At 58.4% G+C, this 22,850-nt stretch carries 19 protein-coding genes and 1 tRNA gene; 7 read left to right on the forward strand and 13 right to left on the reverse strand.

Going from position 1 to position 22,850, the window contains the following annotated elements; translation table 11 throughout:
- Positions 1–85: 85 nt before the first annotated feature.
- From AC3IUE_RS16280 to AC3IUE_RS16290, 3 genes are all read right to left on the reverse strand, one after another.
- A complete protein-coding gene (locus AC3IUE_RS16280) occupies positions 86–4,912 on the reverse strand; it encodes a M10 family metallopeptidase C-terminal domain-containing protein (protein ID WP_489262916.1) in 4,827 nt (1,608 codons plus the stop codon).
- Positions 4,913–5,296: 384 nt separating this feature from the next.
- The gene (gene gfa, locus AC3IUE_RS16285) at positions 5,297–5,875 is read right to left on the reverse strand and encodes an S-(hydroxymethyl)glutathione synthase (RefSeq protein WP_489262917.1); all 579 of its coding nucleotides are present in this window, start codon (positions 5,873–5,875) and stop codon (positions 5,297–5,299) included.
- Positions 5,876–5,991: 116 nt separating this feature from the next.
- Positions 5,992–6,228: a hypothetical protein gene (locus tag AC3IUE_RS16290; RefSeq protein WP_046049761.1), complete on the reverse strand. Its 237-nt coding sequence runs from the start codon at positions 6,226–6,228 to the stop codon at positions 5,992–5,994.
- Between the two features lie 216 nt (positions 6,229–6,444).
- Between AC3IUE_RS16290 and AC3IUE_RS16295 the strand changes: the two genes are divergently transcribed.
- Complete coding sequence (locus AC3IUE_RS16295; protein WP_046049748.1) at positions 6,445–6,786, forward strand: YajG family lipoprotein; 342 nt, start codon at positions 6,445–6,447, stop codon at positions 6,784–6,786.
- Positions 6,787–6,946: 160 nt separating this feature from the next.
- Here the strand turns inward: AC3IUE_RS16295 and AC3IUE_RS16300 are convergent, their stop codons facing one another.
- Positions 6,947–7,840 carry a hypothetical protein gene (locus AC3IUE_RS16300; RefSeq protein WP_489262918.1) on the reverse strand — a complete coding sequence of 298 codons (894 nt, stop codon included), beginning with the start codon at positions 7,838–7,840 and terminating at the stop codon, positions 6,947–6,949.
- Between the two features lie 481 nt (positions 7,841–8,321).
- Between AC3IUE_RS16300 and AC3IUE_RS16305 the strand changes: the two genes are divergently transcribed.
- The 3 genes from AC3IUE_RS16305 (at position 8,322) to AC3IUE_RS16315 (ending at position 11,738) form a co-directional block, all read left to right on the forward strand.
- Positions 8,322–8,960 carry a dTMP kinase gene (locus AC3IUE_RS16305; RefSeq protein ID WP_489262919.1) on the forward strand — a complete coding sequence of 213 codons (639 nt, stop codon included), beginning with the start codon at positions 8,322–8,324 and terminating at the stop codon, positions 8,958–8,960.
- 356 nt (positions 8,961–9,316) lie between these two features.
- Positions 9,317–9,391: transfer RNA gene (locus tag AC3IUE_RS16310), tRNA-Lys, on the forward strand.
- Positions 9,392–9,446: 55 nt separating this feature from the next.
- Positions 9,447–11,738: a hypothetical protein gene (locus tag AC3IUE_RS16315; protein ID WP_489262920.1), complete on the forward strand. Its 2,292-nt coding sequence runs from the start codon at positions 9,447–9,449 to the stop codon at positions 11,736–11,738.
- Between the two features lie 304 nt (positions 11,739–12,042).
- Here the strand turns inward: AC3IUE_RS16315 and AC3IUE_RS16320 are convergent, their stop codons facing one another.
- Together AC3IUE_RS16320 and AC3IUE_RS16325 are read right to left on the reverse strand one after the other, a co-directional pair.
- Complete coding sequence (locus tag AC3IUE_RS16320) at positions 12,043–12,567, reverse strand: cupin domain-containing protein (RefSeq protein ID WP_489262922.1); 525 nt, start codon at positions 12,565–12,567, stop codon at positions 12,043–12,045.
- A gap of 164 nt (positions 12,568–12,731) precedes the next feature.
- Complete coding sequence (locus AC3IUE_RS16325) at positions 12,732–13,256, reverse strand: transporter suffix domain-containing protein (RefSeq protein ID WP_489262923.1); 525 nt, start codon at positions 13,254–13,256, stop codon at positions 12,732–12,734.
- 117 nt (positions 13,257–13,373) lie between these two features.
- On the opposite strand from AC3IUE_RS16325, the gene AC3IUE_RS16330 reads away from it, so the two are divergent.
- Genes AC3IUE_RS16330 through AC3IUE_RS16340 form a run of 3 tightly spaced genes read left to right on the forward strand, consistent with a single transcriptional unit; the run spans position 13,374 to position 17,093 of the window.
- A complete protein-coding gene (locus AC3IUE_RS16330) occupies positions 13,374–14,927 on the forward strand; it encodes an efflux transporter outer membrane subunit (protein ID WP_489262924.1) in 1,554 nt (517 codons plus the stop codon).
- Positions 14,924–16,063 carry an HlyD family secretion protein gene (locus AC3IUE_RS16335; protein ID WP_489262925.1) on the forward strand — a complete coding sequence of 380 codons (1,140 nt, stop codon included), beginning with the start codon at positions 14,924–14,926 and terminating at the stop codon, positions 16,061–16,063. Before AC3IUE_RS16330 ends, AC3IUE_RS16335 begins: the two co-directional genes overlap by 4 nt.
- Positions 16,064–16,067: 4 nt before the next feature.
- Positions 16,068–17,093 (forward strand): DUF2955 domain-containing protein, encoded by a 1,026-nt coding sequence (locus tag AC3IUE_RS16340; protein WP_056742319.1) that lies wholly within the window; start codon positions 16,068–16,070, stop codon positions 17,091–17,093.
- Here the strand turns inward: AC3IUE_RS16340 and AC3IUE_RS16345 are convergent.
- The 7 genes from AC3IUE_RS16345 to AC3IUE_RS16375 form a co-directional block, all read right to left on the reverse strand.
- Positions 17,078–17,533 carry a hypothetical protein gene (locus AC3IUE_RS16345; protein WP_489262926.1) on the reverse strand — a complete coding sequence of 152 codons (456 nt, stop codon included), beginning with the start codon at positions 17,531–17,533 and terminating at the stop codon, positions 17,078–17,080. The genes AC3IUE_RS16340 and AC3IUE_RS16345 overlap by 16 nt on opposite strands.
- Positions 17,534–17,623: 90 nt before the next feature.
- Positions 17,624–17,959 carry a Rieske (2Fe-2S) protein gene (locus AC3IUE_RS16350; protein ID WP_489262928.1) on the reverse strand — a complete coding sequence of 112 codons (336 nt, stop codon included), beginning with the start codon at positions 17,957–17,959 and terminating at the stop codon, positions 17,624–17,626.
- 2 nt (positions 17,960–17,961) lie between these two features.
- Positions 17,962–18,273: a YciI family protein gene (locus tag AC3IUE_RS16355; RefSeq protein ID WP_223430433.1), complete on the reverse strand. Its 312-nt coding sequence runs from the start codon at positions 18,271–18,273 to the stop codon at positions 17,962–17,964.
- 3 nt (positions 18,274–18,276) lie between these two features.
- Positions 18,277–19,149, reverse strand: coding sequence for a dioxygenase family protein (locus tag AC3IUE_RS16360; RefSeq protein ID WP_489262929.1), 873 nt, complete (start codon positions 19,147–19,149; stop codon positions 18,277–18,279).
- Between the two features lie 37 nt (positions 19,150–19,186).
- On the reverse strand, positions 19,187–20,254 hold the full coding sequence (locus AC3IUE_RS16365) for a maleylacetate reductase (protein ID WP_489262930.1): 1,068 nt from the start codon (positions 20,252–20,254) through the stop codon (positions 19,187–19,189).
- 8 nt (positions 20,255–20,262) lie between these two features.
- The gene (locus tag AC3IUE_RS16370) at positions 20,263–21,726 is read right to left on the reverse strand and encodes an aldehyde dehydrogenase family protein (RefSeq protein ID WP_489262931.1); all 1,464 of its coding nucleotides are present in this window, start codon (positions 21,724–21,726) and stop codon (positions 20,263–20,265) included.
- A 93-nt stretch (positions 21,727–21,819) separates the two neighbouring features.
- On the reverse strand, positions 21,820–22,839 hold the full coding sequence (locus AC3IUE_RS16375; RefSeq protein ID WP_461998469.1) for a hydroxyquinol 1,2-dioxygenase: 1,020 nt from the start codon (positions 22,837–22,839) through the stop codon (positions 21,820–21,822).
- Positions 22,840–22,850: the final 11 nt, after the last annotated feature.

Here is a 22,850-nt window from a genome sequence, read left to right on the forward strand (position 1 = left end):
AGCCTGCTCGCGATAGCGGTGGATCAATCAGCCTCCATGCTGGATGTACCGCCGTCTTCGCGAGCAGGCTCGCTCCCACATGAGGTCAGGCTGTAAAGTCGCTGGCGTGCAGCTCCTTGACGCCCACCAGTTCGAACTCGAACTCGGGGGTGGCGTCGGCGTTGACACTGCCTTGGAGAATGCCATCGGCAAATCGCACTTGGCCGGTGGCGTTGGTGGGGTCGAAGGCGTTGCTGCCGATGAACGTGAAGGCGTCGACAGTGGGGGTCAGCGGGTTGGCATCCAGGCCGGTAAGATCCAGATGATCACCCTCGGTGGTCTTGAAACCGCTGATCACATCGCGCAAAGCCCCGACGCCCATGTCCGACAGCGCACCAAACGCGTAGGTATCCGCGCCAGTGCCACCGGTGAGGTTGTCGGTGCCTGCACCGCCGATCAGCCGGTCATCGCCCGAACCGCCCACCAGCGTGTCGTTGCCCGCACCACCGTTCAGAACGTTCGCGGCGCTGTTGCCCGACAGACTGTCGGCGTAGGCGCTTCCCGTCACGTTTTCCAAGAATTTCAGGGTGTCGAGCCCGGAACCCACGGTGTTTTGTTGCGCTGACGTCGAAAGGTTTACGGTAACGCCGGACAGGGCGCGCTCAAAGGACACCGTGTCAATGCCATCGCGCCCGTCCAGCACGTTGTTGCCGGCACCGGCGAACAGCGTGTTGTCCAACGCGTTACCCGTGCCATTGGCGGCGCCAGTGCTATCGATATACAGACGCTCGACGTTGATGCCGAGGGTGTAGGCCGCCAGTCTGCTGTGCACGCTGTCGATTCCTCCAGCCACTGCATTGCTGTTGGTCTCGATCACGATGTCGTCGGCGTTGTCGACATAGTAGGTGTCGTTGCCATCGCCGCCGCTCATGCTGTCGTCCCCCGCGGCACCATCGAGCACGTTATTGGCGGCATTGCCGGTGATGAAGTTATGCCGCTCATTGCCGGTGCCGTTGATGGCCGACACGCCGGTGAGCACCAGGTTCTCGAGATTGGCGCCCAGGGTCCAGCTGACCGAGGCCAGCACCGTATCGATCTGCGAGGTCGAGGTGTTGGTTTCCACCACGCGGTCGGACGCGTTATCGACCACATAGACGTCGTTGCCATCACCACCGGTCATGGTGTCCGCGCCCAGGCCGCCATCCAGTTTGTCGTTGCCCGAACTGCCCACCAGGGTATCCGCCTGGCTGGTACCGGAAATCATGTTCTGAGCGTTGTCGAAAATGTCCTGCACGCTGTTGTTGTCGTTGGGGTTGCCCTGGAAGCCAAGGTCATTGGCAATGTAGTCGGCCAGGCGCTGGCCGACGATCTCCGCCGACTCCTCGTGCAGGTGCCAGACGTCGTCGGGATACGCCAGTGGATCGACATCGTGGCGCAAGGGGAGGTCGGTGTAGTCCACCGCCAGCTGGACGTCGGCGCGCTCGGCGGCGATGGCTTCCTGGGCGGCGCGGACATAGCCAACCCCCTCGACGATGGAGGCAATCTTGTCTTCTGAATAACCACGGGTACGCGCCGCGTCCTGCTCGTAGTGACCGGTTTCCATCATGTACACGCTGAAGTTGCCGAGCTGGGCATGCAGGTAATCAAACACCTTCAAGGTCGCAGCCTTGTAGGCCGCTGCCGCCGCTGGTTTGTCCGTGGCGCGGGCGATCTCCTGGGCGGCTTCCTCGCCCTGACCCCAAATGATGCCCATGGTGACGTTATTGATCGATTGCAGTTCGGTGAGCTGGTCCCGGAGCAGCGTCACGGCGCGCAACAGCGCAGCCCCGGGTTGGTTGGTGTCGGTCAGCCACCAGCACAACTTGAGTTCCTCGGCGCTGAGCGTCGACAGGCCGGTGACCGTGCTGCCGCCCACCGCGATATCGATGCCGTTGCCATCGGCATCGGTGAACTGGCTGCGCACGTCATAGGGGGTGTAGCGGTCCAGGTCGTTGACCAGCATCGAGGTGCCGGACTGATTGTCGTCCTCTGTCATGCGCAGCAGGCGCGCATTGGATTGGCCGAGGGTGGGCACGTAGAGGATGTCCTGCTGGGCGCGCTCGCCGAACACGAAGTCGCTGGCGGTCAGGGTGTTGAGGTAGTTGCCGTTGAGGGCGATTTCAAAACGATTGCCATCGGCATCCGCTTCGGCGGACTTGATGTAGGTCTTGTCGCCGGCCGCGTTGAGGGTGATGTACAACGTGCCATTGCTGCCATCGCCGAGGCCGATAAAGCCCAGGCCCGAAACATCGATCTTGTCGACGCCCGCGGTGAAGTCATAAATCGTGTCGGTGGCCGTGACACCGCCGGTGTCGTAGTCGCGGTAGCTGTCGAGTACGTTGGTATAGCGGAAGGCGTCGGCACCGTCGCCGCCGTACAGCGAATCGCGTCCGGCGCCGCCGTCGACGATGTCCGCGCCGGTGCCGGCCTTGATTGTGTCGTTGCCACCGAGGCCGAGGATCAGGTCTGCGCCCGCCGTGCCATTGAGGGTTTCGGCATTGTTGGTGCCGGTGATGGTGTTGGCAGGCGCATCGGCCACTACCAACGCGAAGCTATCGCTGACCGATGCACCGGCCGGGTCCGTGGCTTTGACCAGCACGTTGTAATTGCCGGACGCGGTGCTGGTCGGTGTGCCGGTGAACGTCAGGTTGGTGACGTTGAAACTCAGCCACGCGGGCAGGGCGCTGCCATCGGCCAGGGTCGCGGTGTAGCTGAGGCTGTCATGATCCGGATCGGTGAAGCTGGTGGCCGGCACCACGTAGCTGAACGAGGTGTTTTCGGTCGCGTTCTGATCCAGCAACGCCGTTGCCAGCACCGGCGCATGATTGACCGTTGGCGAAGTGGCAAAGACGAAATTGGCGCTGGTCAGCTTGTTGAGGTAATTGCCGTCCAGCGCCACTTCGAACCGGTTGCCATTGGCGTCGGCGGTCAGGGACTTGATGTAAGTCTTGGTTCCGGCACTGTTGAGTACTAGGTACACAGTGTTGTTTTTGCCGTCCCCCAAGCCGGTGAAACCCATGGCCGAGAGGTCGATCTTGTCGGCAGTGATATCGAAGTCGGTGATCAGGTCGCCAAGGTTGGCGCCGCCGGTGTTGTAGTTGCGATAACTGTCCAGACGGTTGGAGAACACGAAGGTGTCCGCCCCGGCGCCGCCGGTGAGGGTGTCCATACCGGCACCGCCGTCGAGCCTGTCGTCGCCCGCGCCGCCATTGAGGCTGTCGTTACCCGCGAGGCCGAGCAGGGTGTCGGCCGAATCGCTACCCAGCAGCGAGTCGCTGCCGCTGGTGCCGGTGACCACCCGATTGAAAATGAAGTTGCTGGCGGTCAGGGTGCTGGCGAGGTTGCCCGAGAGAACCAACTCGAAGCGATTGCCGCTGGCGTCGGCATCGTAGTCCTTGAGGTAGGTGCGGTCGTTGCTGGCGCTGTAGCTGACCTGCAAGGTGCCGCCACGGCCGTTGCCCAGGCCCGTGAAGCCGAGGCCGGCGAGGTCGATCTTGTCCTGGGTGACGTCGAAGTCGGTGATGGTGTCATCGAAGCTTGCGGTTGCGTTGCGGTAACTGTCGGACTGAGCGACGAAACGGAAGGTATCGGCGCCAGTACCGCCGGTGAGTTTGTCGATGCCTGCGCCACCCACCAGAATGTCGCCACCGGCCCCGCCATTGATGGTGTCGTTGCCGGCACCGCCGTAGAAAATCTCGCTGGCGGCGCTGCCCAGCAGGGTGTCGTTGCCAGCCGTGCCTTGCACGGTGGTCATCGGCACCGTGGCGCTGACGTAGCTGCCGTCACCATAGATCAGCGTGGCACCATTACTGGTGTGACTGATGGTGTTGCCGATGATGGCGTTGCGATCGGTGCCGTCTTCATTGCGCTCTGCAACACCGTAGGTCGACAGGTTGCTGCCGCTGATGATGTTGCCCTGGATGGTGTTGTCGCTGCCGTTGAAGTACTTGCCGGACACGCCGAGGGTATCGTCGTAGGACTGGATGATGATTTCCGGTACGGGGTTGCCCAGGGAGTTGTTGTTGAGCGTGTTGTCGATGATCTCGACGTGGTTGCTGCCGTAGATGCGGATCCCGGCGCTGGTGTTGTCGTGGATATCGACGCCGCTGACGGTCACGTCGCTGGACAGCTTGATCAGCACCCCTTCGGCGCCGTTGCCGTACACCTCGCCACCGGTGATGGTGATGTTGCTGGGGGAGGGGATGTTCTCGCTACCGCGCTGCACGACGATGCCATTGCCGCCATTGTTGTAGGCAACGTTGTTGGTGAGGGTGAAGTCGTGGGTACTGGTGACGACGTTGAAACCGTGGCGGTCATTGTCGTAGGCGACGTTGTTTTCGAAGGTGCTGTCGCTGAGGAAGTCAGCAACGAAGCCGTCCAGGCCATTGCCGTGAGACACGCTGTTCTTGATGACCATGTTGACGGTCTGCTCGTGGGGGTCGAAACCGTACCCGGAGCAATCCTTGATCTCGACGCTGTCGAGGGTGACGTTGGAGTCGTGGCCTTCTACGCCGGGAATGTAGCCGTTGAACCATCCGTCGATCTTGCCGGTGGTGTGGTCGCGATTACCGTCGATGGTGAGGTTGCTGACGCCGAAGTCGTGGGTTTCCTCGCCATAGGCCGAGCGGATGACACCCGTGATCTTGGTGTCGGAGCCGTCAGCCACCTTGACGGTGGATTTGCCCATGCCGTCGCCGTACAGGTAGACGTTGCTCTTGAGCATCAGGCAACCGTCGGAGGGTTCCTCGCCACCCGAAACGATATAAGTTCCGGTCGGTATATACACCTGCCCCCCGCCTGCGGAGGCCGCTGCATCGATCGCGCTTTGTATCGCCGCCGTGTCGTCAGTGATGCCATCTCCTTTGGCGCCAAAATTTTGCACATTGAAAATCATGAGCTTATCTCCGTATCAGGCTAAAACCTCGGAAGATGCCAATATTCCATCGACAGCCACCGTGTTATGACCCAACGGAGCGCAAAAGTTGTGACCACATATCGGGGAAGTGTCAAAAACCTGATCTTACTGATCAGCGGTTGTTAGGAAAGGCAAGGGAGATAACGTTATTTTGACACTGGCTCCGGCGGCAAGCGCCGCCTCGTCGGGAGCGGGATCGCGAATACAATGGCGTTATTGATCAGGCCGAGCGTGTTTTGCGCTTTGAGCTGGACAGCCTTGCGCCGAACGCCACGGCGAGAACCTGTGGGTACGATCCGCTCAGCTGAGATTTTCGGGATGTCGGGGCCGCGGTCGGACGAAGAAACCGCGGCGACCGATCAATCAGACGGCAGGGAGCACGCCTTTTTGTTTGGCGACATGAGTCGCCATTGCGTCCATCAAGTCCGGGGACAGGCAATCGTAGGGCTCCAGGCCGATCTCGCGCAGGCGCTCACGGATGGCCTTCATTTGCGCTGGCGGTGTGCCGGTTTCGATGATGGAGGACACGAACGCCGCGAAGCCCGGCGCAGCCCATCCGCTCTGAGGAGAGAGTTCGGTGTGGACGAAGTCCAGGCCATAAAACGCATGGTCCTTGTTCTCGATGCGCCCGAAGAGATGGGCGTGGCACTGCTTGCAGGCGTGCCGCTGGATGGTGGCGGTGTCGTCGACAATTTCCAGTTTTTCGCCGTGGGCAATGACGCTGACCTTATCCCGAGGTACAACGGCAATGACGGCGAATGTCGCGTTTTGCGGTTTCCAGCATTTGCTGCAGCCGCACGCGTGGTTATGCAGGGTTTGTGCGTCGATCTTGACCTCGACCTTGTCGGTCGCACACAGGCATTGCAGGGTGCCGCCTGTGAAATTCGCGGCGGCGGGCTGGATACCGTTGTCCAGTGCAGGGTGAAGTTTCAAGGTGCTCACGTTGGCTTCTCCGTTTCAGGGGGTTAGACGAACGTGCCTGGGGCCGGGCAGTTGCCTCCGGGTAGGCCTGAGAAAATCATAGCTCAAAGGCACACTAACAGCTGATTAGTCGGGCGCTAAAGCCACGTATTCACCACTCGCCGATCCAGCTCCTCCCAATCCGCCATGCCCAACACCCGCGTGGTGTTCAACCCGCGCAAATAACCGCGCAACTGATTGGCGGTGGCCCGCGCCAGCTCCGGGTCAGGCGCGTTTTCGCCCAACAGTACGGTTTCGTATTGGGTCAGGTACTCGGCCACCCGGTCACGGAAATCGGGCAAAACGGCGTCGCGGATCAAGTCAAAAGTTCTCAAGGTGGGATCCTCATCAATCTTTTCTAGTTGTGATTGAGTGTGCAGCCGCCTGCACGGCGCGCAACTATTGCTAGAAGTAATAGTGACCATTACGAAACGCAAGTTCTGCTTTGTCGGCAATAGTTGGAAAATCGCTTCCATCGAACACGCGACTCAAAAAATTCCGCGATGACCGTCGCTTGATGAACCGAACCTTTTATTTTTTGGATGAGACCGATGCGCCCTTTATTCGTGCCTGCCATGGTGTTTGCCTCTTTGTTGCTCGCCGGTTGTGCCTCCGCGCCGAACGACCCGACCCTGACCTTGCAGACCAGCAAGACCCCTGCCCAATACGCCGACTGCGTTGTACCGAAATTGCAGGGCAGTGCGTTGAGCCCGACCGTCTCGCAGACCCAGCACAGTTACCGGATCGTGGTGTCGAGCAAAGTCTCGGCGGACAACGTGCTGGAAGCCTACAAGGCGGGGAACGGCGGCAAGGTGTTCATCTACGAACGGCACTTGCTGGCCTCGAACTTCCTGCCTTCAAGTTTTGAACGCGCCGCGCAGGATTGCATCTGACCCCGGCCCGTAAACGCTTTTCATAGCGCTCCTTTGGTTGGCCGCAACCAACCAAATTTTTGCCCCGCACCGCATTCGGTTGCGGGGCTTTTTTTCTGAGAATGAACAACGGCTTGTCTTTGATTCAAATGGAGGAGGGGGTAATGATTTCATTCCCGCCTTAGCTCCGGGTGAGTAGTAGGTAGATCACATTGCGATAGGGGTCGAAATACAAGCAGGAATGGGGTGATGAGTCCGCAGGTATGAACGCCCTCATCTGTTCACGCGTCCTGAGCACGAGCTGCCAGTCCATGAAAGCTTCCATGTAGCCCCGCCCCCAGTTGTCCGGTGTAAAGTTTGCGATCAGGAGTTGACCTCCTGGATTCAGTTTACCCATCAGCCAAGCTGTAAGCGCCATTGCCTGGGCGCGATTAAGGTAGTCATAGATGCCAATACTGTAGATGAAGTCGAATCCATCGTAATCATCACTTTCAGGCAGCTTCTTGACACTGCACTCCCACTTGATGATTTTCGAGCACGTTAGAGTGGCAAGCTTCAGCGTCTCTGCATCATTATCAAATGCGACGAAGCGCTGGATCCGCTGTCGGGTCTCGGGTTTGAGAAGCTCCAGTTCTCGGCAGTGGCCACAAGCGACGCTCATGATAGAAAGCGTTTCCCGATGGGATGCCAGCCGCTCAATCAGGCCTGCAATGTGCTCACGGCGCCAGCGTACGCTCAGTGCATTTGGGCTTGAGGTGACAACCTCAAATATTAATTTTCCGATCGCGCTGGAGTCGGGAGGCGGGTTCTGAAAGTAGGCGTAATCCAGCATTACAGCATCCCCTGGGTAGCCTCTGGGCTTTTCGAAAGCTCGTGAGGTGTAGGGGTCTTCCTGGAGCAGTTGAAAAATCGGATGTTCACGACATTGATCGACTATGTCGTCCTGCCAGAGCGTGTCGGGCAAGCTTTGGCGGTACTCCGTTAGCAGCTCGGTCATGCAAGTGATGGCGTGCATATGGTCGCCACCGAGAATTTCTTGCTGGAAAATATCAAGTTCGCTAATCAGGCCTCTCATCATCAACCTCCGCTGCGCCGCAAAGTAGGTGAGCCACGGTTGTAGATTAGTAGAACCGGTGCGGTGCAGTACCTCACACGGAGAGTCGTATTGCGAATCTGCGCATTGCATCGACCCCACTGAATAGGGTGAGGACAAGGGTGGAAACGAGCGCTGTACTCGATCTTATCGGTCGACTGGAGGAGGGGAGTGACCATACCGAGTATTTCTCGGTAAGACGCTTGCTTCCGTCGTGGAGGTCATCGATAAAAAGCGAGCAGACTATGAACGTCGTCGCAAACTGCATCCGCTTGACCTAGATTCCTGATCTTGAGGTCTAGACAGCAACCCTGGATTTTGAGACGCGTTAGTCAGAAACCAAGTTAAAGTGTTCATCAATGTCTGTTCATAAGGTCCCTCCACTCGATTTGCGTAGTCGCGCCAAGCGGTTCCAGCGAACGAACCGGGCAAAAAAAACCGTATATCAATCGTTGTTTGAAGAATGAATCGTCCGCTGTTTGTTTCTCTAGATGGGCCCAAGGGAGCCGGCAAAACCACACTGTTGGAAGCCGTGACGAAAGTACTGAGGGCAGACAACAAAAAGGTGATCCGACTTTGCGAGAAAAAAAGCGATCCCTATAGGGGTGAAACAATGACCCTCGTTAACAAGCTCGTCAGAAATCCCACCCGGGATTTGGAGTTGAGGGTTTGTGAGCGCTTTGCTGATAGCCGTACCTGGATTTCCCGGCACGTGCTGACTAAACAGCCACCAGACAGCATCATCTTGATCGATCGCTGGTACCCGTCTGATGCCGCGTTTCGCCGGATAGTCCCGTTTGCAGAGATTCTACAGTTGAACATTGATCGAAACGTGCGAGTGCCAGACCTGCATGTCGGGGTTGTCACCGCCCCTGATATTTCGTGGGCAAGGGCTGCGGCACGAGGCCGTGGGCTGGGCAGTACTGTGATCCATAAGCTGGAAGAACATGTCGCTTGTACAAAGGCGTTCGAGCAAGCAATTGCAGATCACGGCTGGGTTTTATGCCGTAACGAAGGAACGATCGAAGACGCAACGATGCAGGTGATTTCGGAGATCTATAGAGTCCTTCGATGCCCCGTAGGCGAGGAAAACGGACGGTAGGGAAACCGACAGGACCTATGCGCACCTATAGAGTAATACCTGATTTAACTTATGGGCGATGTCAGATGTTCATAGTTCCAAAAAATCCTTTGAGAATAAGGATTTTAAACTAGAAAAACTAAGCGCAGGCTCTCCAAAACTTGTTCATGACCGACTGTTCCGTCCACGGCGGTGCGTAGGTTTATCACCGTACGGGCAGCCTTCCACCTCCTGATGAGGTCCGCATCAATTGCACACCGCTGCCACAGGCCAGTTACGCTAATATTTCGAACGGGAATAATCTCGATACGCGTCACGAGCGGCAACGTTTTCAATCTTCACATCCCTTCGATGCTGGTAGACAATGCGCGCTCTGTTCCGGGGTAGTTCAGCGGTAGAACACTCGGCTCTTAACCGGGTGGGCGCTGGTTCGAATCCAGCCCCCGGACCCACTACATCGCAGGGTCAGAAGGACATATGTCCAGGCACGATAGGGAATCGGATGCAATGGCCGGCATAAACGCCGGTTATGCGGTCTTTCAGTTATCTCGAGCATTGACCGCATCGGGTCTCGACACTGAGGCAAAAACACGCGAACGGATTGAACGCTGGCAGCAGGTGGTCGAACACATGGTGCAGGGCACTGCGCTGTATGGCTCGCGCACACCACTCGTGGATGTGCCTGAATGGGTCACGCTGGAGGTTGTCACGGGTGGTTTTGCCACTGGGCAGTATCTGGCCGGTGGCGCACTGACCGAGTACGAGCGGCGGTTGGCCGCCTCAATCCCAGGCATCCGCCCTGGTTTTGAACGACTTGATCTCAACACCTGGCACCTAACGGATGAGGGGATCGAAGCACTGCAAAAGCAGCTGGTGAACAGCGACTATCGGGTCGATGTACCAGAAGAGGCAGCGCTACTGTACGTGGCCTGGTTGTTGGGCCAGCAGCGCACGGAGGAAGCGCGCAAACTGATTGTGTCGATCGCTCCTTTTTTTGAGCAACTGCGTTTCTTTCCAATGGCTTCTGACGGGCTGCCACTCGCGGCGGCGGAAGTGCACATCTTCGATGTCGGCGATATCAAAAAGCTGCTTTCAAAACTCCCAGCGCAGCAGCGCCTGGCGGTGCAAAAACATGTGGTCGCGACTCGGTTGACTCTCTACGACGCAGCCATCTCGCTCTTCCTCTTAACGTACCAGGATGATTGGCCTTGTCGGCTATATCCTGAAGGCTGGCTTGAGCAGGCGAATACTCTAAATAGTCAGTTCGATGCCACCAGTAACAATGACATCCTCAATGTTGAACCTTTCAGAGATCGGGTAGGGGAGTTGTACGCGTTGCTGAGGCTCTGCTCCCGTGACCCAGCTTCGCTTACAGGGCGTCAAGTCGGACGTATTCGGCGGATCGTCAATGATTTCGTGTGCAAACATGGTCATCCAGAATCTGAACATCATCTACAGTACCGAGAAATGCAGCACCATCAGGTGGCCGCGCCCGAGCATCATCTGATCGCCAAGGTTGTTTCTGAGCGTCTGACCAGCTATTCGAGCTCGGAAGGCATCTCTGATTTTTCGTCCCTGTTGGAGCCCGTTACCGGCGAGGAGGCGAAGGCATATTCGCTGATAACAGGTGTCGCCATTCCTCCGGCGGTTCGCCGACGCCTCGAGCGCTGTCGAAAGGGAACCATTACTGAGTTGATTGACAAGGGATTGATCACATCTGGGGATACCGTGGCGCGAGTACTGCCGGCGATGACGGCCGAAATCTGCAGTGCTGGATTTCGCGATACGACGCTGCGTATGTTGTCTGTCGCAACGTATCGTGCTTTTCGGCGACGCCGTTCATTGCTGCTGCTCAACCTACAGAGCCAAGTCAAAATCAGTGAGCTGCCTTGGGTAGCGGCCGTCGAAGGTGAACGTGAGGCACACGCTGTCGCTGTTGAGGGAGCCAGACAAGCCTTGATCGAATCCTCGGCAACGACCCTCTCTGCTTTTCCTCAGGCAATCCTTCCGAACAAACTACTTCAGGAGTTTGGTTCGCTTGCTGTCACCGCGAAGCTGGATCTTCCTTTTGTGGAGGAGGTCGCAGTGGACATTTTCATGGGAACCTTCTCGAACAAATTCGTGGAAGCAGCCAGACGAGCGGCCTCGTTGATAGGTGGCACCCTTTACGCCCATTATTACGACATCGACACGAACCAACTGGCGATCCTTCCCGATAAGCCGAAATCGAAGAGCAGAAACTATTTCCAGCGTGACTTGGATACCAGTGATGCATTGGCGAACCTTTGCGCACAGCGGGCTAATGCACCCTTGGGTGCATGGCACTCAGCAACCAACGGAAGGATCATCGAGCAACAACAGATTCTGACGACGCAAAACCTTTCGCTTCTATTTGGTGAGCTCGGTTTGAAAGCGCTTCTACATCATCGCCTGGGTTCACTTGCTCAGGAGTGCTTCCAATGGATATGCATACGGCAGCAGATGAAAATCAAGTTCTACCACTCAAGCTTGGTGATGCTCAAAAATACCGCTTATGCCTGGCGCCAGATGGTGTTTTATTTATCCGTGCTGGATGACGCCGAGAGGCGTTGCGCTATCGATAGCATCGAAGAACATTTCGCGGCTCAACCCACTGCATTCCGAGAGAGATTTCTACCGGCAATTATAGGGTTACGTGTGGCAGCTGCCGGGCTCCCGTTGACTCTGAACCGCCAGAAAAGTGAGGGGGCTCGGGTTTTTCTCGGATGGACCACCGAACGACATTGGTTGTTGCCGCCGCAAACGAATGACATCAGGTAAACGCTCGGCTATATCGGCGATGCGTGCTTGAACGCATCAAAAGCGATGTTTGTGTATCCGGCTGGAGTTCTTGTAGAGACGGGTCAAAACTTTCATGCATACGTCAGGTGTCGAAGTCAGGAAGGACGTCCAATGAGAAGAGCCTAGACGCCTGAAAAATCGGAAAGTGGTGGAGCTTGACCTCAAGCATAGGAAGTTCCGTACAGATACATGATTTAACATAATATACATTACACGTAACAAGATGTTTCGAGATTAGCCCGGTTGCACGCAGATTTTGAAACGATCAAATCGCCTCAGCCACTCATTCTCCCATCAGCTTCTCAAACAGCTCCGCGTGTTCGGGAAATTGCTCGGTAAGCTGCTCCTGCATGCCCAACGCCATATCTGCAAAATCAAACCCTGGTGTAACCGCTTCGCTGATCAGGCCGTATCCCGCCAGTCCATTTGTAAGCTGCGAAGCTTTCCAGACGCCACCCGGTACATGCAGCTGCAGACATTGTCCGGCGATTATATCGCTGCCCATCACAACCGTTTTTAATGTGCCGTCCGGAAAAATCAGGCTGTACTGAATCGCATCTCCCACATGGTAGTAATGCACGATGTCCGATTGGTTAAGATGAAAATGACCTATCGGCGAATTCTTGGTCAGCAAGTAGTAAATGGAGGTCATCAGGTAGCGCCGGCCCCCGGCGGTCTCAACCATCGCGTGGTGATCGGTTTGAAAGGTTCTGCGGTAGAAACCGCCTTCCATGTGGGGTTCCAGGTTCAGTGCTGCGATCACAGCCTCAGCGCTGGGAATGTGCTTATCAAAGGTGTTGGTAGTCATGTTGATTGAGCCCTCCAGCCTTTGAAATAGCGCGCAATGAATACGCCCGCTCTATTGCCATCATGCGCTAGATTAATAATAACTATGCTAAATAGCTCTTTAGTAGAGCTAGCCATTAGAGTTTGAACGCACGAGTACTCACTACCCTCGCCCACTATTGTTATTCACACCGCACTTGTGTTTGCGACACGAGCGGTGCGAATAAACAAGGCGCGCACTTTCTCCCAGAAATTACCCCCCAATACGAAAAAGCTGCCAATCAGCATGAGGTCACCCAGCGCTTGAACTTGCCAGAGGTTGGGTCTGAGCCCCGGCCAAATGCTGTCGACGTAGGGTTCAAGAAAGGAGGAAATCAGCGGCACAAAGAACATAACGATGCCAATTCTGTGACGCCATGGGCCCACTTCGACTTCCGTGCTAGGTGCAAGTGAGGACACATATCCGAACAGGCTGCGCTTTAACTGTTGGAATCCGGCTTTGCCCATCACCGCAATAACGATAATCAACAGGACTTTGTTGCTGATGAACAGCACGCCGGTCAGTGCAGCGATCTTTGAACCCGGCACATCGGCAGCCGCGGCGAGAGGCACTAACAGCCAGGAACCCAGCATCAAGCAGATAATGACTATGCCCAACTTAAAGCGCCAACCGGCTGAATGGGGTTCAACAACACCTGGGGTGTTATTCATAATCCTCGTACCTTTCTAACTGATCAGTAGATTTGATGGCGCTTAAAAAAGCGTAGCAGCCATGTGCCCATTTGGACGGCTATGCTCCAGTGATCTTTGTTGGTCGGGAAATGCGTAATGCATCCAGGTACAACCCTGCTGAATTGGCCAGGCCGGCTCGTGCTGCTTGGCGTACTCGGCCTCAATGGCTGCGTACGACTTGGGCCGGACTTCCAGCCGCCCGGCGAAGAATGGGTCAAACACTGGAGCACCCCTGCCCTTGAGCAATCCAGCCAACGCAGCCTGAACCCGGATCTGCGTCAATGGTGGCAAGTCTTCGCCGATCCGGTCCTCAATCATTTGATAGCGGAGTCGGATGCACGCAACTCCAGCCTCAAAATCGCCGGCCTGCGCGTCATGGAAGCCCGTGCCCAACTCGGCATTGCTCAAAGCGGTCTTTACCCGCAACTGCAGCAAGCCAGTGTCGACAGTCTTTACTTTAACCGCAGGCAATCCGGCGGGACCAACCCGCAAGACAGCCATTTCTGGCAACACAGCGCGGGGTTCGATGTGGGTTGGGAGCTGGACTTCTGGGGCCGTTTCAGTCGCGCCATCGAGTCATCCGATGCCAGCTACTTCGCCGCCCAGGCCAACTATGAAGACGTGCTCGTCCTGCTGCGCGCGCAAGTGGCCGATACCTATTTCTCACTACGCACCACCGAAGCCCGTTTGCGTGTCGCCCGGGAAAACGCCAAACAGCAAAAGCGCAACTTCGAGATTACCGAGAAACTCTTCAATAGCGGCCAAACCGCCGAGCTCGACCTGCAACAAGCCAGGACTCAATACCTGGGTACGTTGAGTACCATCCCCAACTTCGAAGATCAGTTGCAACGAACCCGCAATGCGTTGGCGGTATTGATCGGCCAGCCGCCCGGCGCGCTGCCGCAACTGGTCGAGAACGTGGGATTGATCCCGCTGGTCGACCGTGCCGTGTTGCAAGATGTACCGGCCAACTTGCTGCTGCGTCGGCCAGACGTGCGCGCCGCCGAGCTTAATGTCGCCGCCCAGTCAGCGCTGATCGGTGTGGCCGAGAGCGATTTCTATCCGTCGCTGACCTTGCTGGGCAGCATCGTCTGGTCCACCGACACGCTCAGTGGCACGCCTCGGAATCTGGATTTGATCGGCGGCCCCAGTCTGCGCTGGAATGTGTTCGATCACGGCCAGATCAGCAACAACGTGCGCGTGCAGGATGCGCGGTTGCAGCAGCTGATCGAGGCCTACCGCGACAAGGTTCGCCAGGCGGCACGCGAGGCAGACGATGCAGCCTATGGCCTGATCAAATCCCTGGAGCGCGAACGCATTCTGGGTGAGGCTGAAGTGGCAGCCAAACGCTCGCTGGTGTTGGCCAGCGCGCAGTATCGCGAAGGATATTCGGACTTCCAGCGGGTGCTGGATGCGCAGCGTGCCTTGCTTGAACAACAGGACAATTATCTGGTCGCCCGCAGCAATGCCGTGAGTAATGTCATTGCCTTGTACAAAGCCGTGGGCGGTGGCTGGTACAGCGCCCAGCCGAAAGTTGATCCAGCCACTCGCCAGCAAATGGAAAAACGTACCGACTGGGGCGATCTGCTGGAAGAGCCCACCACTGCACAGCCTGCCATTCCAATGTCTTACAAGGTAAAAGACCAATGAGTGAAGCCGCCCAGCCCACGCCAGAGACACCTGTCACCCAGGCGCCAGCACCGGCTGCCGACCCGGCGAAAAAAGGCATCAAGTGGGTGCTGTTACTGATCCTCCTGAGCCTGACCTGGTACCTGTTGGCGGATCGTTTCACACCCTATACACAACAGGCCCGGGTGGGTGCCTTTGTGATTCCGGTCGCCTCGGAAGTGGCGGGCCGCGTGATCCGGGTGAACGTGCGCAACAACCAGGACGTCAAGCCCGGCGAAATCCTTTTCGAGGTGGACCCTCAGCCGTACCAGATTGCCGTCGACCGTGCACGTGCCGACCTTGAATCGACCCGCCGACAGATCGGTGCGAGCACCGCCGGCATTGCCTCGGCGCAAGCCAATCTGCGGGCCGCCCAGGCCAATGAGCTCAAGGCGCGTCAGGACAATCAGCGTCTTGAGGGTTTGTATCGCGAAGACCCCGGCACCATTTCCGTACGTCTGCTCGAAGTGTCTCGCGCCAACCGCGAACAGGCGGTCAGCCAGGTCGCCGCTGCCCGCGCTGAAGTGCAGCGCGCGCGTGAGCAGGAAGGTGGCAGCGAAGAAGACAACGCCTTGCTGCGCAGTGCCGCCACGGCATTGTCCAAAGCCGAACTGGATCTGTCCAACACGCAGATTCGCGCTCGCTCGGCCGGACTGATTACGGATCTGCGTACTGACGCAGGGCAATTCGCCGCTGCCGGCAGCCCGGTCATGACCCTGATCGCCATTCATGATGTGTGGATCAGTGCGGACATGACCGAGAACAACCTCGGTCTGGTGAAGCTCGATACGCCGGTTTCAATTGTTCTGGATGCTCTGCCGGGTGAAGTTTTCGAAGGGCGCGTGCGTAGCGTCGGTTACGGCGTCAGCGTGGGGCAAACACCCCCGCCAGGAACCTTGCCCAGTGTGCAGAACAGCCGCGACTGGTTGCGTCCGGCCCAGCGTTTTCCGGTCATTATCGAGTTTTCGCCAGACTCATTGAACACGCTGCGTGACAGTCGGGGGATCCGTGCCGGTGGGCAGGCCGAAGTCATGGCCTTCCCCACCGAAGGCAATCCGCTGAACCCGCTCGGCCACGTGTTTGTGGGGTTCATGAGCTGGCTGAGCTATGCCTATTAAAGGTATGTCGACTCGGCGCACGCCGCGGGATCAACGCGCACTGCGCCTGGCCACCGGCACGGCGTTGTGCCTCACCGCCAGTTTCGGCCTCGGCTTGCCGATTCCCTTTATGGCGCCGGTGCTTTGCCTGCTGTTGCTGGCCTCGGTCAATCGCCCGCTGCCGTTCAAGGCCGGACTGGTGCTCGCACTGGCTGCCATGTTGACCACCGGCATCGGCCTGCTATTGATCCCGGTCCTGCGTTATTACCCCGTCAGCGGCGTGCTATTGATCAGCGTCGGTCTGTTCCTGGCCTTCCGCTATGGCCTGCGCGGCGGCAACACCTTGATCATGACCTTCCTGGTGATTGGCCTGACCATGATCTCCTCAGCCGGTATCGCCGAATTCGATCTGGCGGCGATGGTCATCGGCGCACTGGTCAAGGGTTTGCTGCTCGCCGTTGTCGTCGTGGCGTTCAGTCATGGGTTATTCCCGGATCCACCCAATGCCCCTTCTCCGCCGCCTGCCCCACCCTTGCCGGCAGAAGAAGTCAGTCGGATTGCGCTGCGTGCCACCTTGATCGTGCTGCCGGCATTCCTGCTGGCGCTGATCGACCCGGCCGGTTATCTGCCGATCATCCTGAAGGCCGTCGGCCTGGGTCAGCAAAGCTCCACGACGAACGCCCGCATCGCCGGTCGCGAACTGCTCGGTTCAACCTTGCTCGCAGGCCTGTTGGCGATCCTGTTCTGGAGCGCCCTCAGCCTGTTTGTGCATCTGTGGATGTTCTTTCTGTGGATGCTGCTGTTCGGCCTGGTGATGGCGCGCAAGTTGTATGCCCTGAGCCCGACGCGGTTTACCCCGGGGTTCTGGCTCAATACCCTGATCACGCTGATCATCCTGTTGGGTCAGTCGGTACAGGACAGCGCAGCAGGCAAGGACGTTTACACAGCGTTCGCCATCCGCATGGGCTTGTTTATCCTCGTGACGCTGTATGCCTGCCTGATGGTTCATCTGCTCGATCAACGGCAGGAAAATGCTCAAGGGTTGACCTGATACCCCTTCCCTTGCAGGCAACTGGTATAGGCCGTCGAACTGGTCGCAGCACTGGTTTTCTCTTGTGCCCGGCGCTCCTGGCGTTGACGCGAGCCCCCGACGACCGCTCCTGCCACGGCGGTTTCCTTGGCGCGATTCTGGCGATAGTCCTGCTTCACGTCATCGTCGACGCGATCATAAAACTCGTCATGCTGACGTCCCCGCACCTGCGCCCCCGCCGCACCGGCAGCAGCGCCCGCCGCGGCGCCCTTCAGCCTTCCACCGCTAGCAGGCGGTGCAGCCGAGGCGCTCTGACCGGCCGCGATGTTGTGGCATTCGGTAATATCCGTTTGGGTTTGTTGCGAACTCTGCCCTTTCATCGGCACGACCGTTTCCGCCCATCCCTGGACACTGAAAACCGACAATGCGACGCACAGGCCGATGGGCGATAACCTTTTCATGATGACCTCCGGATGAGCGTGGTTCAGCATAAAAGATTGTAGATCACCCCTTCTCACCCGCCCCCTTCTCCATTCGTGAACCGCGTGGCGCTATACCTCCATGATCAATCGGTCTTCGATCCATCGCACCGGCACGGGCTCCAACTGCGCGCCCTTGCAGGGACCGTCGATGCAATGCCCATCTTCGAAACGAAACATCGCGCTGTGATGAGCGCACATCAGGATTTTGCCGCGATAGGTGCAGAATTCTTGCGGGCGATAGTCCAGAGGCACCGAGAAATGCGGGCAACGGTTGATATAGACCCACACCTGCTCGCCTTGCCGCACCGCCACCAGCCCGCCGGGATGCAATTGCTGGTGTTCGGGCAGCCCCAGGGCGCCGCCATCCGCGATGTCATCCAGTTGGCATAAGGTAATGATGGTCATGATCAGCCGCGCAATTCCGGGTTGCCAAGGCTCCAGTACCAGGGGCGAATCTGAACACTGGCGAACAGTCCTGCCTGAACATACGGATCGTCCTGGATGAACGCTTCCACCTCCGGCAGACTGCCCGCCTCGATGACCAGCAACGTGCCATTCATGGCCGTACCCGTCTCATCGAGGGTCGGGCCGCCGAATCGCACGACCACTCGATGCGTTTCAGTCGCTCGCAAGTGCGCCTGATGACTCGGCCGCAAGCGCTGACGCAAGGCCAGGGAATCCGGGTGGTCTGTAGCGAATACCGCAAAAAACTGTCCCATGGTTCACTCGGTTTCCATGACGAATTCGTAACAGGCGCGCTTGAACGGCAAGTCGATACCCAGGTCGGCGGACAGATCATCGTGGGTGATCCGGTCTTCATAGATCACCTGCAATGACTGTTTGACGCCGAACACCGCATCGGACGCCAGGTACGGATCGTCGTGATTGAACAGGTGGGTGACCAGTTTGCGATAGCCGGGCACATCGATCATGAAATGCAGGTGCGCAGGCCGCCACGGGTGACGGTTTGCGGCGTTGAGCATGCGCCCGACCGGGCCATCGGTGGGGATCGGATAGCACACCGGGACAATCGTGCGAATCGCAAAATAGCCATCGGCATCGGTGCGATAGCGTCCGCGCAGATTACCGAAAGGCTGCTCGGTGTCCTGGCCTGAATACATGCCATTTTCGGCAGTCTGCCAGACGTCGAGCACCGCGCCGGCCAAGGGATTGCCCTGAGTATCGACCACCCGACCGCGCACCAGCGCCGTCTCGCCCGGGGTGAAGGCCATGTTTTCGCCGAAGTCCCGCTCCGGCATGCCTTCGATGTAGAACGGTCCGAACACGGTGGTCTCGGTGGCATTTGCACTGTGCCGATGGTTGATCGCATCGACCAGCATTGACACGCCCAAGGTGTCCGACAGCAGGATGAATTCCTGGCGCACCAGACCATCGCACTTGTGGCCGGTCTCGGTCAGAAAGCGGATGCCTTCAAACCACTCCTGCTCGGTCAGTTCGACGTCGCTGACGAATGCGTGCAGGTGGCGAACCAGGCTCTGCATGATCTGTTTGTAACGCGCATTGGGCGCATCGCCAAAACTGCTGACCGCCTGCTCGGAGATCAGGGTTTCCATGGCTTTGTCTTGATCGGTCATTGTTTTTATTCCGACATGGGTTGTTTGCACGGGTACATCAGGCTGGCGCCAGACCTTTCATGGCACGGGTCAACAGCGCTTCGATCGGGCCTTGTTCAAACGGCCGTGGGTTGTAATAAGGACTGGCGCAGGCGATTTGCGCGGCGTCGGCCGGCCCGTTTTCAGGCAGGCCAATGTCAGCCAGCGCCAATGGAATACCCAGCTTCTGGTTCAGCGCGTACAACAAGGCGCCCACCTCCCCCGCTTCGCTGCCGCCCAAGGCGCGGGCGGCACGCTGTAACGGGCCTGCGGCCGCTTCACGGTTGTAATGCGCCGCGTGTGGCAAAACAATCGCGTGTGCCTGGGCGTGAGGCAAATTGAACGTCCCGCCCAAGGTGTGGCAGAGCTTGTGGTGCAAGGCCATGCCGACCGAACCCAGGCAAATGCCTGCCAGCCACGCGCCATATAACGCCTGGCTGCGCGCTTGCGGGTCGCTGGGGTCATTGACCACGCCCGGCAGGGCCAGTGCCAGTGAGCGAATCGACTCTTCAGCCATGAAACCGATGATCGGATTGGCGTCCTGGGCGTACAACGCTTCAACCGCGTGGGCCATGGCGTTCATTCCCGAACAGGCGGAAATCTGCGCCGGCAAGGTCAGGGTCAATTGCGGATCGTAGATCACGGTCTTGGGCAACACCCTTGGATCACGTCCGGTTTTCTTCAGGCGGTTTTCGGTCAGTCCGTAAATCGGCGTCATCTCCGAACCGGCGTACGTCGTCGGAATCGCCACGATCGGCAGCCCCGAATCCATGGCAATCGCCTTACCCAGGCCAATGGTGGAACCACCGCCAATGGCGACGCAGCAATCGGCATCCAGACGCACCGCTTCGACACGCGCCGCTTGCGCCACTTCCAGCGGCACATGCATCACTGCCTTGGAATAGACACCCGCCGCGCGATCACCGAGCAACGCCGCGACCTGTTCGCCGAGCCCATGCTGTTCAGGCGTGGTGAGGATCAGCGCGCGCCTGGCGCCCAGACGCTCGATCTCTTCAGCCAGCGCCGAGAGCTTGCCCCAGCCGAACACCACACGGGTCGGCAGGCTTTGGTACACAAAAGGATTCATGGCAGGCCTCAGCGTTTGAAGTGCGCAGGGATTTTGGCGTCGACGTTGACCCAGACCGAGCGCGCCTCGGTGTAATCATGGATCGCTTCAAAGCCCATTTCACGGCCGTAGCCCGACTGCCCAACGCCACCAAACGGGCTGCCAGGGCTCACGCGTTTGTAGCAGTTGACCCAGCACATACCGGCATGAATGGCATCGGCCATTTTGTGCGCGCGGCTCAGGTTCTGCGTCCACAGGCCGCTGCCCAGTCCGTACTCAGTGTTGTTGGCGATGGCCAGGGCTTCTTCATCGGTACTGAAACGCACCACGCTGACGAATGGACCGAAGACCTCTTCCTGGCAAACGCGATCTTCTGGCGAAGCCTCGACAATGGTCGGCTCGACATAAAAGCCTTGGACCAGCGCCTGGTCATCCGGGGCCTTGCCGCCACAGAGGATTTTGCCGCCCTGCTCTATCGCGATATCGACATAGGCCAGCACGCGGTCGCGGTGCAGCGCCGACGTCAGCGGGCCCATTTCGGTCTCCGGGTTCATCGGGTCGCCCAGGCGGATGGATTTGGCCAGCGCGATGAAACGCTCAAGGAACTGATCAGCAATGTCTTTATGCAGAATCAAACGCGAACCGGCGATGCAGGCCTGGCCCTGGTTGTGAAAAATCGCCCAGGCAGCGCCGTTGACGGCCGCGTCCAGGTTGGCGTCTTCGAACACGATGTTGGCGCCCTTCCCGCCCAGCTCCAGTTGAATACGCTTGAGGTTGCCTTTCGACGCTTCAACGATCCGGCGGCCGGTGGCCGTCGAACCAGTAAAGGCAATCTTGCCCACGTCCGGGTGTTCGGCCAGGCGTTGACCGGCGGTATGCCCGTAACCCGGCACGACGTTGACCACGCCCTTCGGAAAGCCGACTTCGGTCATCAGTTCGACAATCCGCAAGGTTGTCAGCGGCGTGATTTCCGAGGGTTTGATGACGATGGTATTACCGGCGGCCAGTGCCGGGCCCATTTTCCAACTGGTGAACATCAGCGGGAAGTTCCAGGGCACAATCTGCCCGACCACACCGATCGGCTTGCGCTGCACGTAATTGAGAAACCCGGCTTCGACCGGAATCACCGCACCTTCGATCTTGTCGGCCATGCCGCCGAAATAACGGAAACAGGCCGCCGTGCGTGGAACATCGAGGCCACGGGAATCACGGATCGGGTGCCCGGTGTTGAGGGATTCGAGCTGCGCCAGTTCTTCGCTACATTCTTCGATCTTGTCCGCCAGTTTGAGCAACAAGCGCCCACGTTCGGCGGCACCCAGGGCAGACCAGGCTGGAAACGCCCGTTTGGCCGCGGCGACAGCGAGGTCGATGTCAGCGGCTTCTGCCGCGGCGACGCGGGTGATCAACGAGCCGTCATGGGGCGACACGACGTCAAGGGTGCCGCCAGCGACCGCATCCACGAAACGGCCATCGATATAGAGCTGATTTTGCATAATATTTTCCTCGCACCGCGCCGATGGCGCAGTGTCTGATGACTTGATTCTTGAAAACACGGCCCGACACGATGCCGGGCAAGACGCAAGGTCTTAGAACTCGATTGGATACGGTTTCAGCTCACCGCTTTCGTAGCGCTGCGGCAGGTTCGGTGTGGCGTTCTCCCACACCAGCAGCATCGAGCGCTTGGTCGAGTAGCCCTGATGACGAATGTCCGCCGGCATCGCGCAGATGTCGCCGGCACGCATGGTGATGCGCGCTCGCGGGTTGCCGTCGTCCTTGTCGCCGACGTCCCAGAGGATTTCATCGGACAACTGCAAGAACCACTCGACCCGGTCATTGCCATGGAACACCGGCAAGATGAATTCTTCTGTGGTCGGGCAGAACAGGCTGGCCTTGCACACCGAAGTCACCGACGGGTTCCAGGTCACGTCGGAGCGCGACAGGTACTTGAACAGGCTGAAGGCATGCAACTCACCTTCGAAACCCTCTGCCGCGTGAACTTCCGGCTCATCCTGGGACACGTCGATGAACTGGCGATTGACCGGCAAATCGTTACGCAGCGGCGAGTCATCTTTCAGGCCCGGCATGCGCTGGGTGGCGATGCGGAAGCGTTCGATGGCCTCGATGTTGTTGCCGTTCTTGCGACCGAACGCCGAACCGGTTTCTTCCGGTGCCGCGAAGGGGTCGAAGGTGGCGTTGGTCCAGTCCCGCAGGATGGCCTTGAAGGTCGCCATGATCAGCGGTGTTTCAAAGTTTTCGGTGTAGTTGACGCCGGCGGCCTTGAGCGTGCCATTGAAGGTGCCGGCATACAGGTCGACTTTGCCGTAGTAATTGCGGGTGCCGATGACGTGGTCGAAGTTGACCCAGCCGTAGAAAAAGCCCCAGGCGACGTCGCGCATCATGGCGCGCAGAAAGGCATCGACCGGAATCAGGTGCGAACGGGTCTGACCTTTGGCGGGCCAGGTGATGCGGGCAAAATACTCGTCGCGCGACAGTTCGAAAGCGCCGAGTTTGAAGGCGCGATAGCCGGTGACGGCATGGGGAGCGCTGGCCTGGACTTCGTCGTCGGCAAAGGGTGTGTTATCGGCAGCGTTTTCAAGCATGGCCATGACGGGGTTCC

The organism is Pseudomonas sp. GL_093, from assembly GCF_057837605.1.

Excerpts from the sequence above, each read along its gene's own strand:
- AC3IUE_RS16280 (WP_489262916.1), bottom strand. The coding sequence starts at position 4,912 with ATGATTTTCAATGTGCAAAATTTTGGCGCCAAAGGAGATGGCATCACT.
- AC3IUE_RS16295 (WP_046049748.1), top strand. The coding sequence starts at position 6,445 with ATGCGCCCTTTATTCGTGCCTGCCATGGTGTTTGCCTCTTTGTTGCTC.
- AC3IUE_RS16300 (WP_489262918.1), bottom strand. The coding sequence starts at position 7,840 with ATGAGAGGCCTGATTAGCGAACTTGATATTTTCCAGCAAGAAATTCTC.
- AC3IUE_RS16305 (WP_489262919.1), top strand. The coding sequence starts at position 8,322 with ATGAATCGTCCGCTGTTTGTTTCTCTAGATGGGCCCAAGGGAGCCGGC.
- AC3IUE_RS16315 (WP_489262920.1), top strand. The coding sequence starts at position 9,447 with ATGGCCGGCATAAACGCCGGTTATGCGGTCTTTCAGTTATCTCGAGCA.
- AC3IUE_RS16320 (WP_489262922.1), bottom strand. The coding sequence starts at position 12,567 with ATGACTACCAACACCTTTGATAAGCACATTCCCAGCGCTGAGGCTGTG.
- AC3IUE_RS16325 (WP_489262923.1), bottom strand. The coding sequence starts at position 13,256 with ATGAATAACACCCCAGGTGTTGTTGAACCCCATTCAGCCGGTTGGCGC.
- AC3IUE_RS16330 (WP_489262924.1), top strand. The coding sequence starts at position 13,374 with ATGCATCCAGGTACAACCCTGCTGAATTGGCCAGGCCGGCTCGTGCTG.
- AC3IUE_RS16335 (WP_489262925.1), top strand. The coding sequence starts at position 14,924 with ATGAGTGAAGCCGCCCAGCCCACGCCAGAGACACCTGTCACCCAGGCG.
- AC3IUE_RS16340 (WP_056742319.1), top strand. The coding sequence starts at position 16,068 with ATGTCGACTCGGCGCACGCCGCGGGATCAACGCGCACTGCGCCTGGCC.
- AC3IUE_RS16345 (WP_489262926.1), bottom strand. The coding sequence starts at position 17,533 with ATGAAAAGGTTATCGCCCATCGGCCTGTGCGTCGCATTGTCGGTTTTC.
- AC3IUE_RS16350 (WP_489262928.1), bottom strand. The coding sequence starts at position 17,959 with ATGACCATCATTACCTTATGCCAACTGGATGACATCGCGGATGGCGGC.
- AC3IUE_RS16355 (WP_223430433.1), bottom strand. The coding sequence starts at position 18,273 with ATGGGACAGTTTTTTGCGGTATTCGCTACAGACCACCCGGATTCCCTG.
- AC3IUE_RS16360 (WP_489262929.1), bottom strand. The coding sequence starts at position 19,149 with ATGACCGATCAAGACAAAGCCATGGAAACCCTGATCTCCGAGCAGGCG.
- AC3IUE_RS16365 (WP_489262930.1), bottom strand. The coding sequence starts at position 20,254 with ATGAATCCTTTTGTGTACCAAAGCCTGCCGACCCGTGTGGTGTTCGGC.
- AC3IUE_RS16370 (WP_489262931.1), bottom strand. The coding sequence starts at position 21,726 with ATGCAAAATCAGCTCTATATCGATGGCCGTTTCGTGGATGCGGTCGCT.
- AC3IUE_RS16375 (WP_461998469.1), bottom strand. The coding sequence starts at position 22,839 with ATGGCCATGCTTGAAAACGCTGCCGATAACACACCCTTTGCCGACGAC.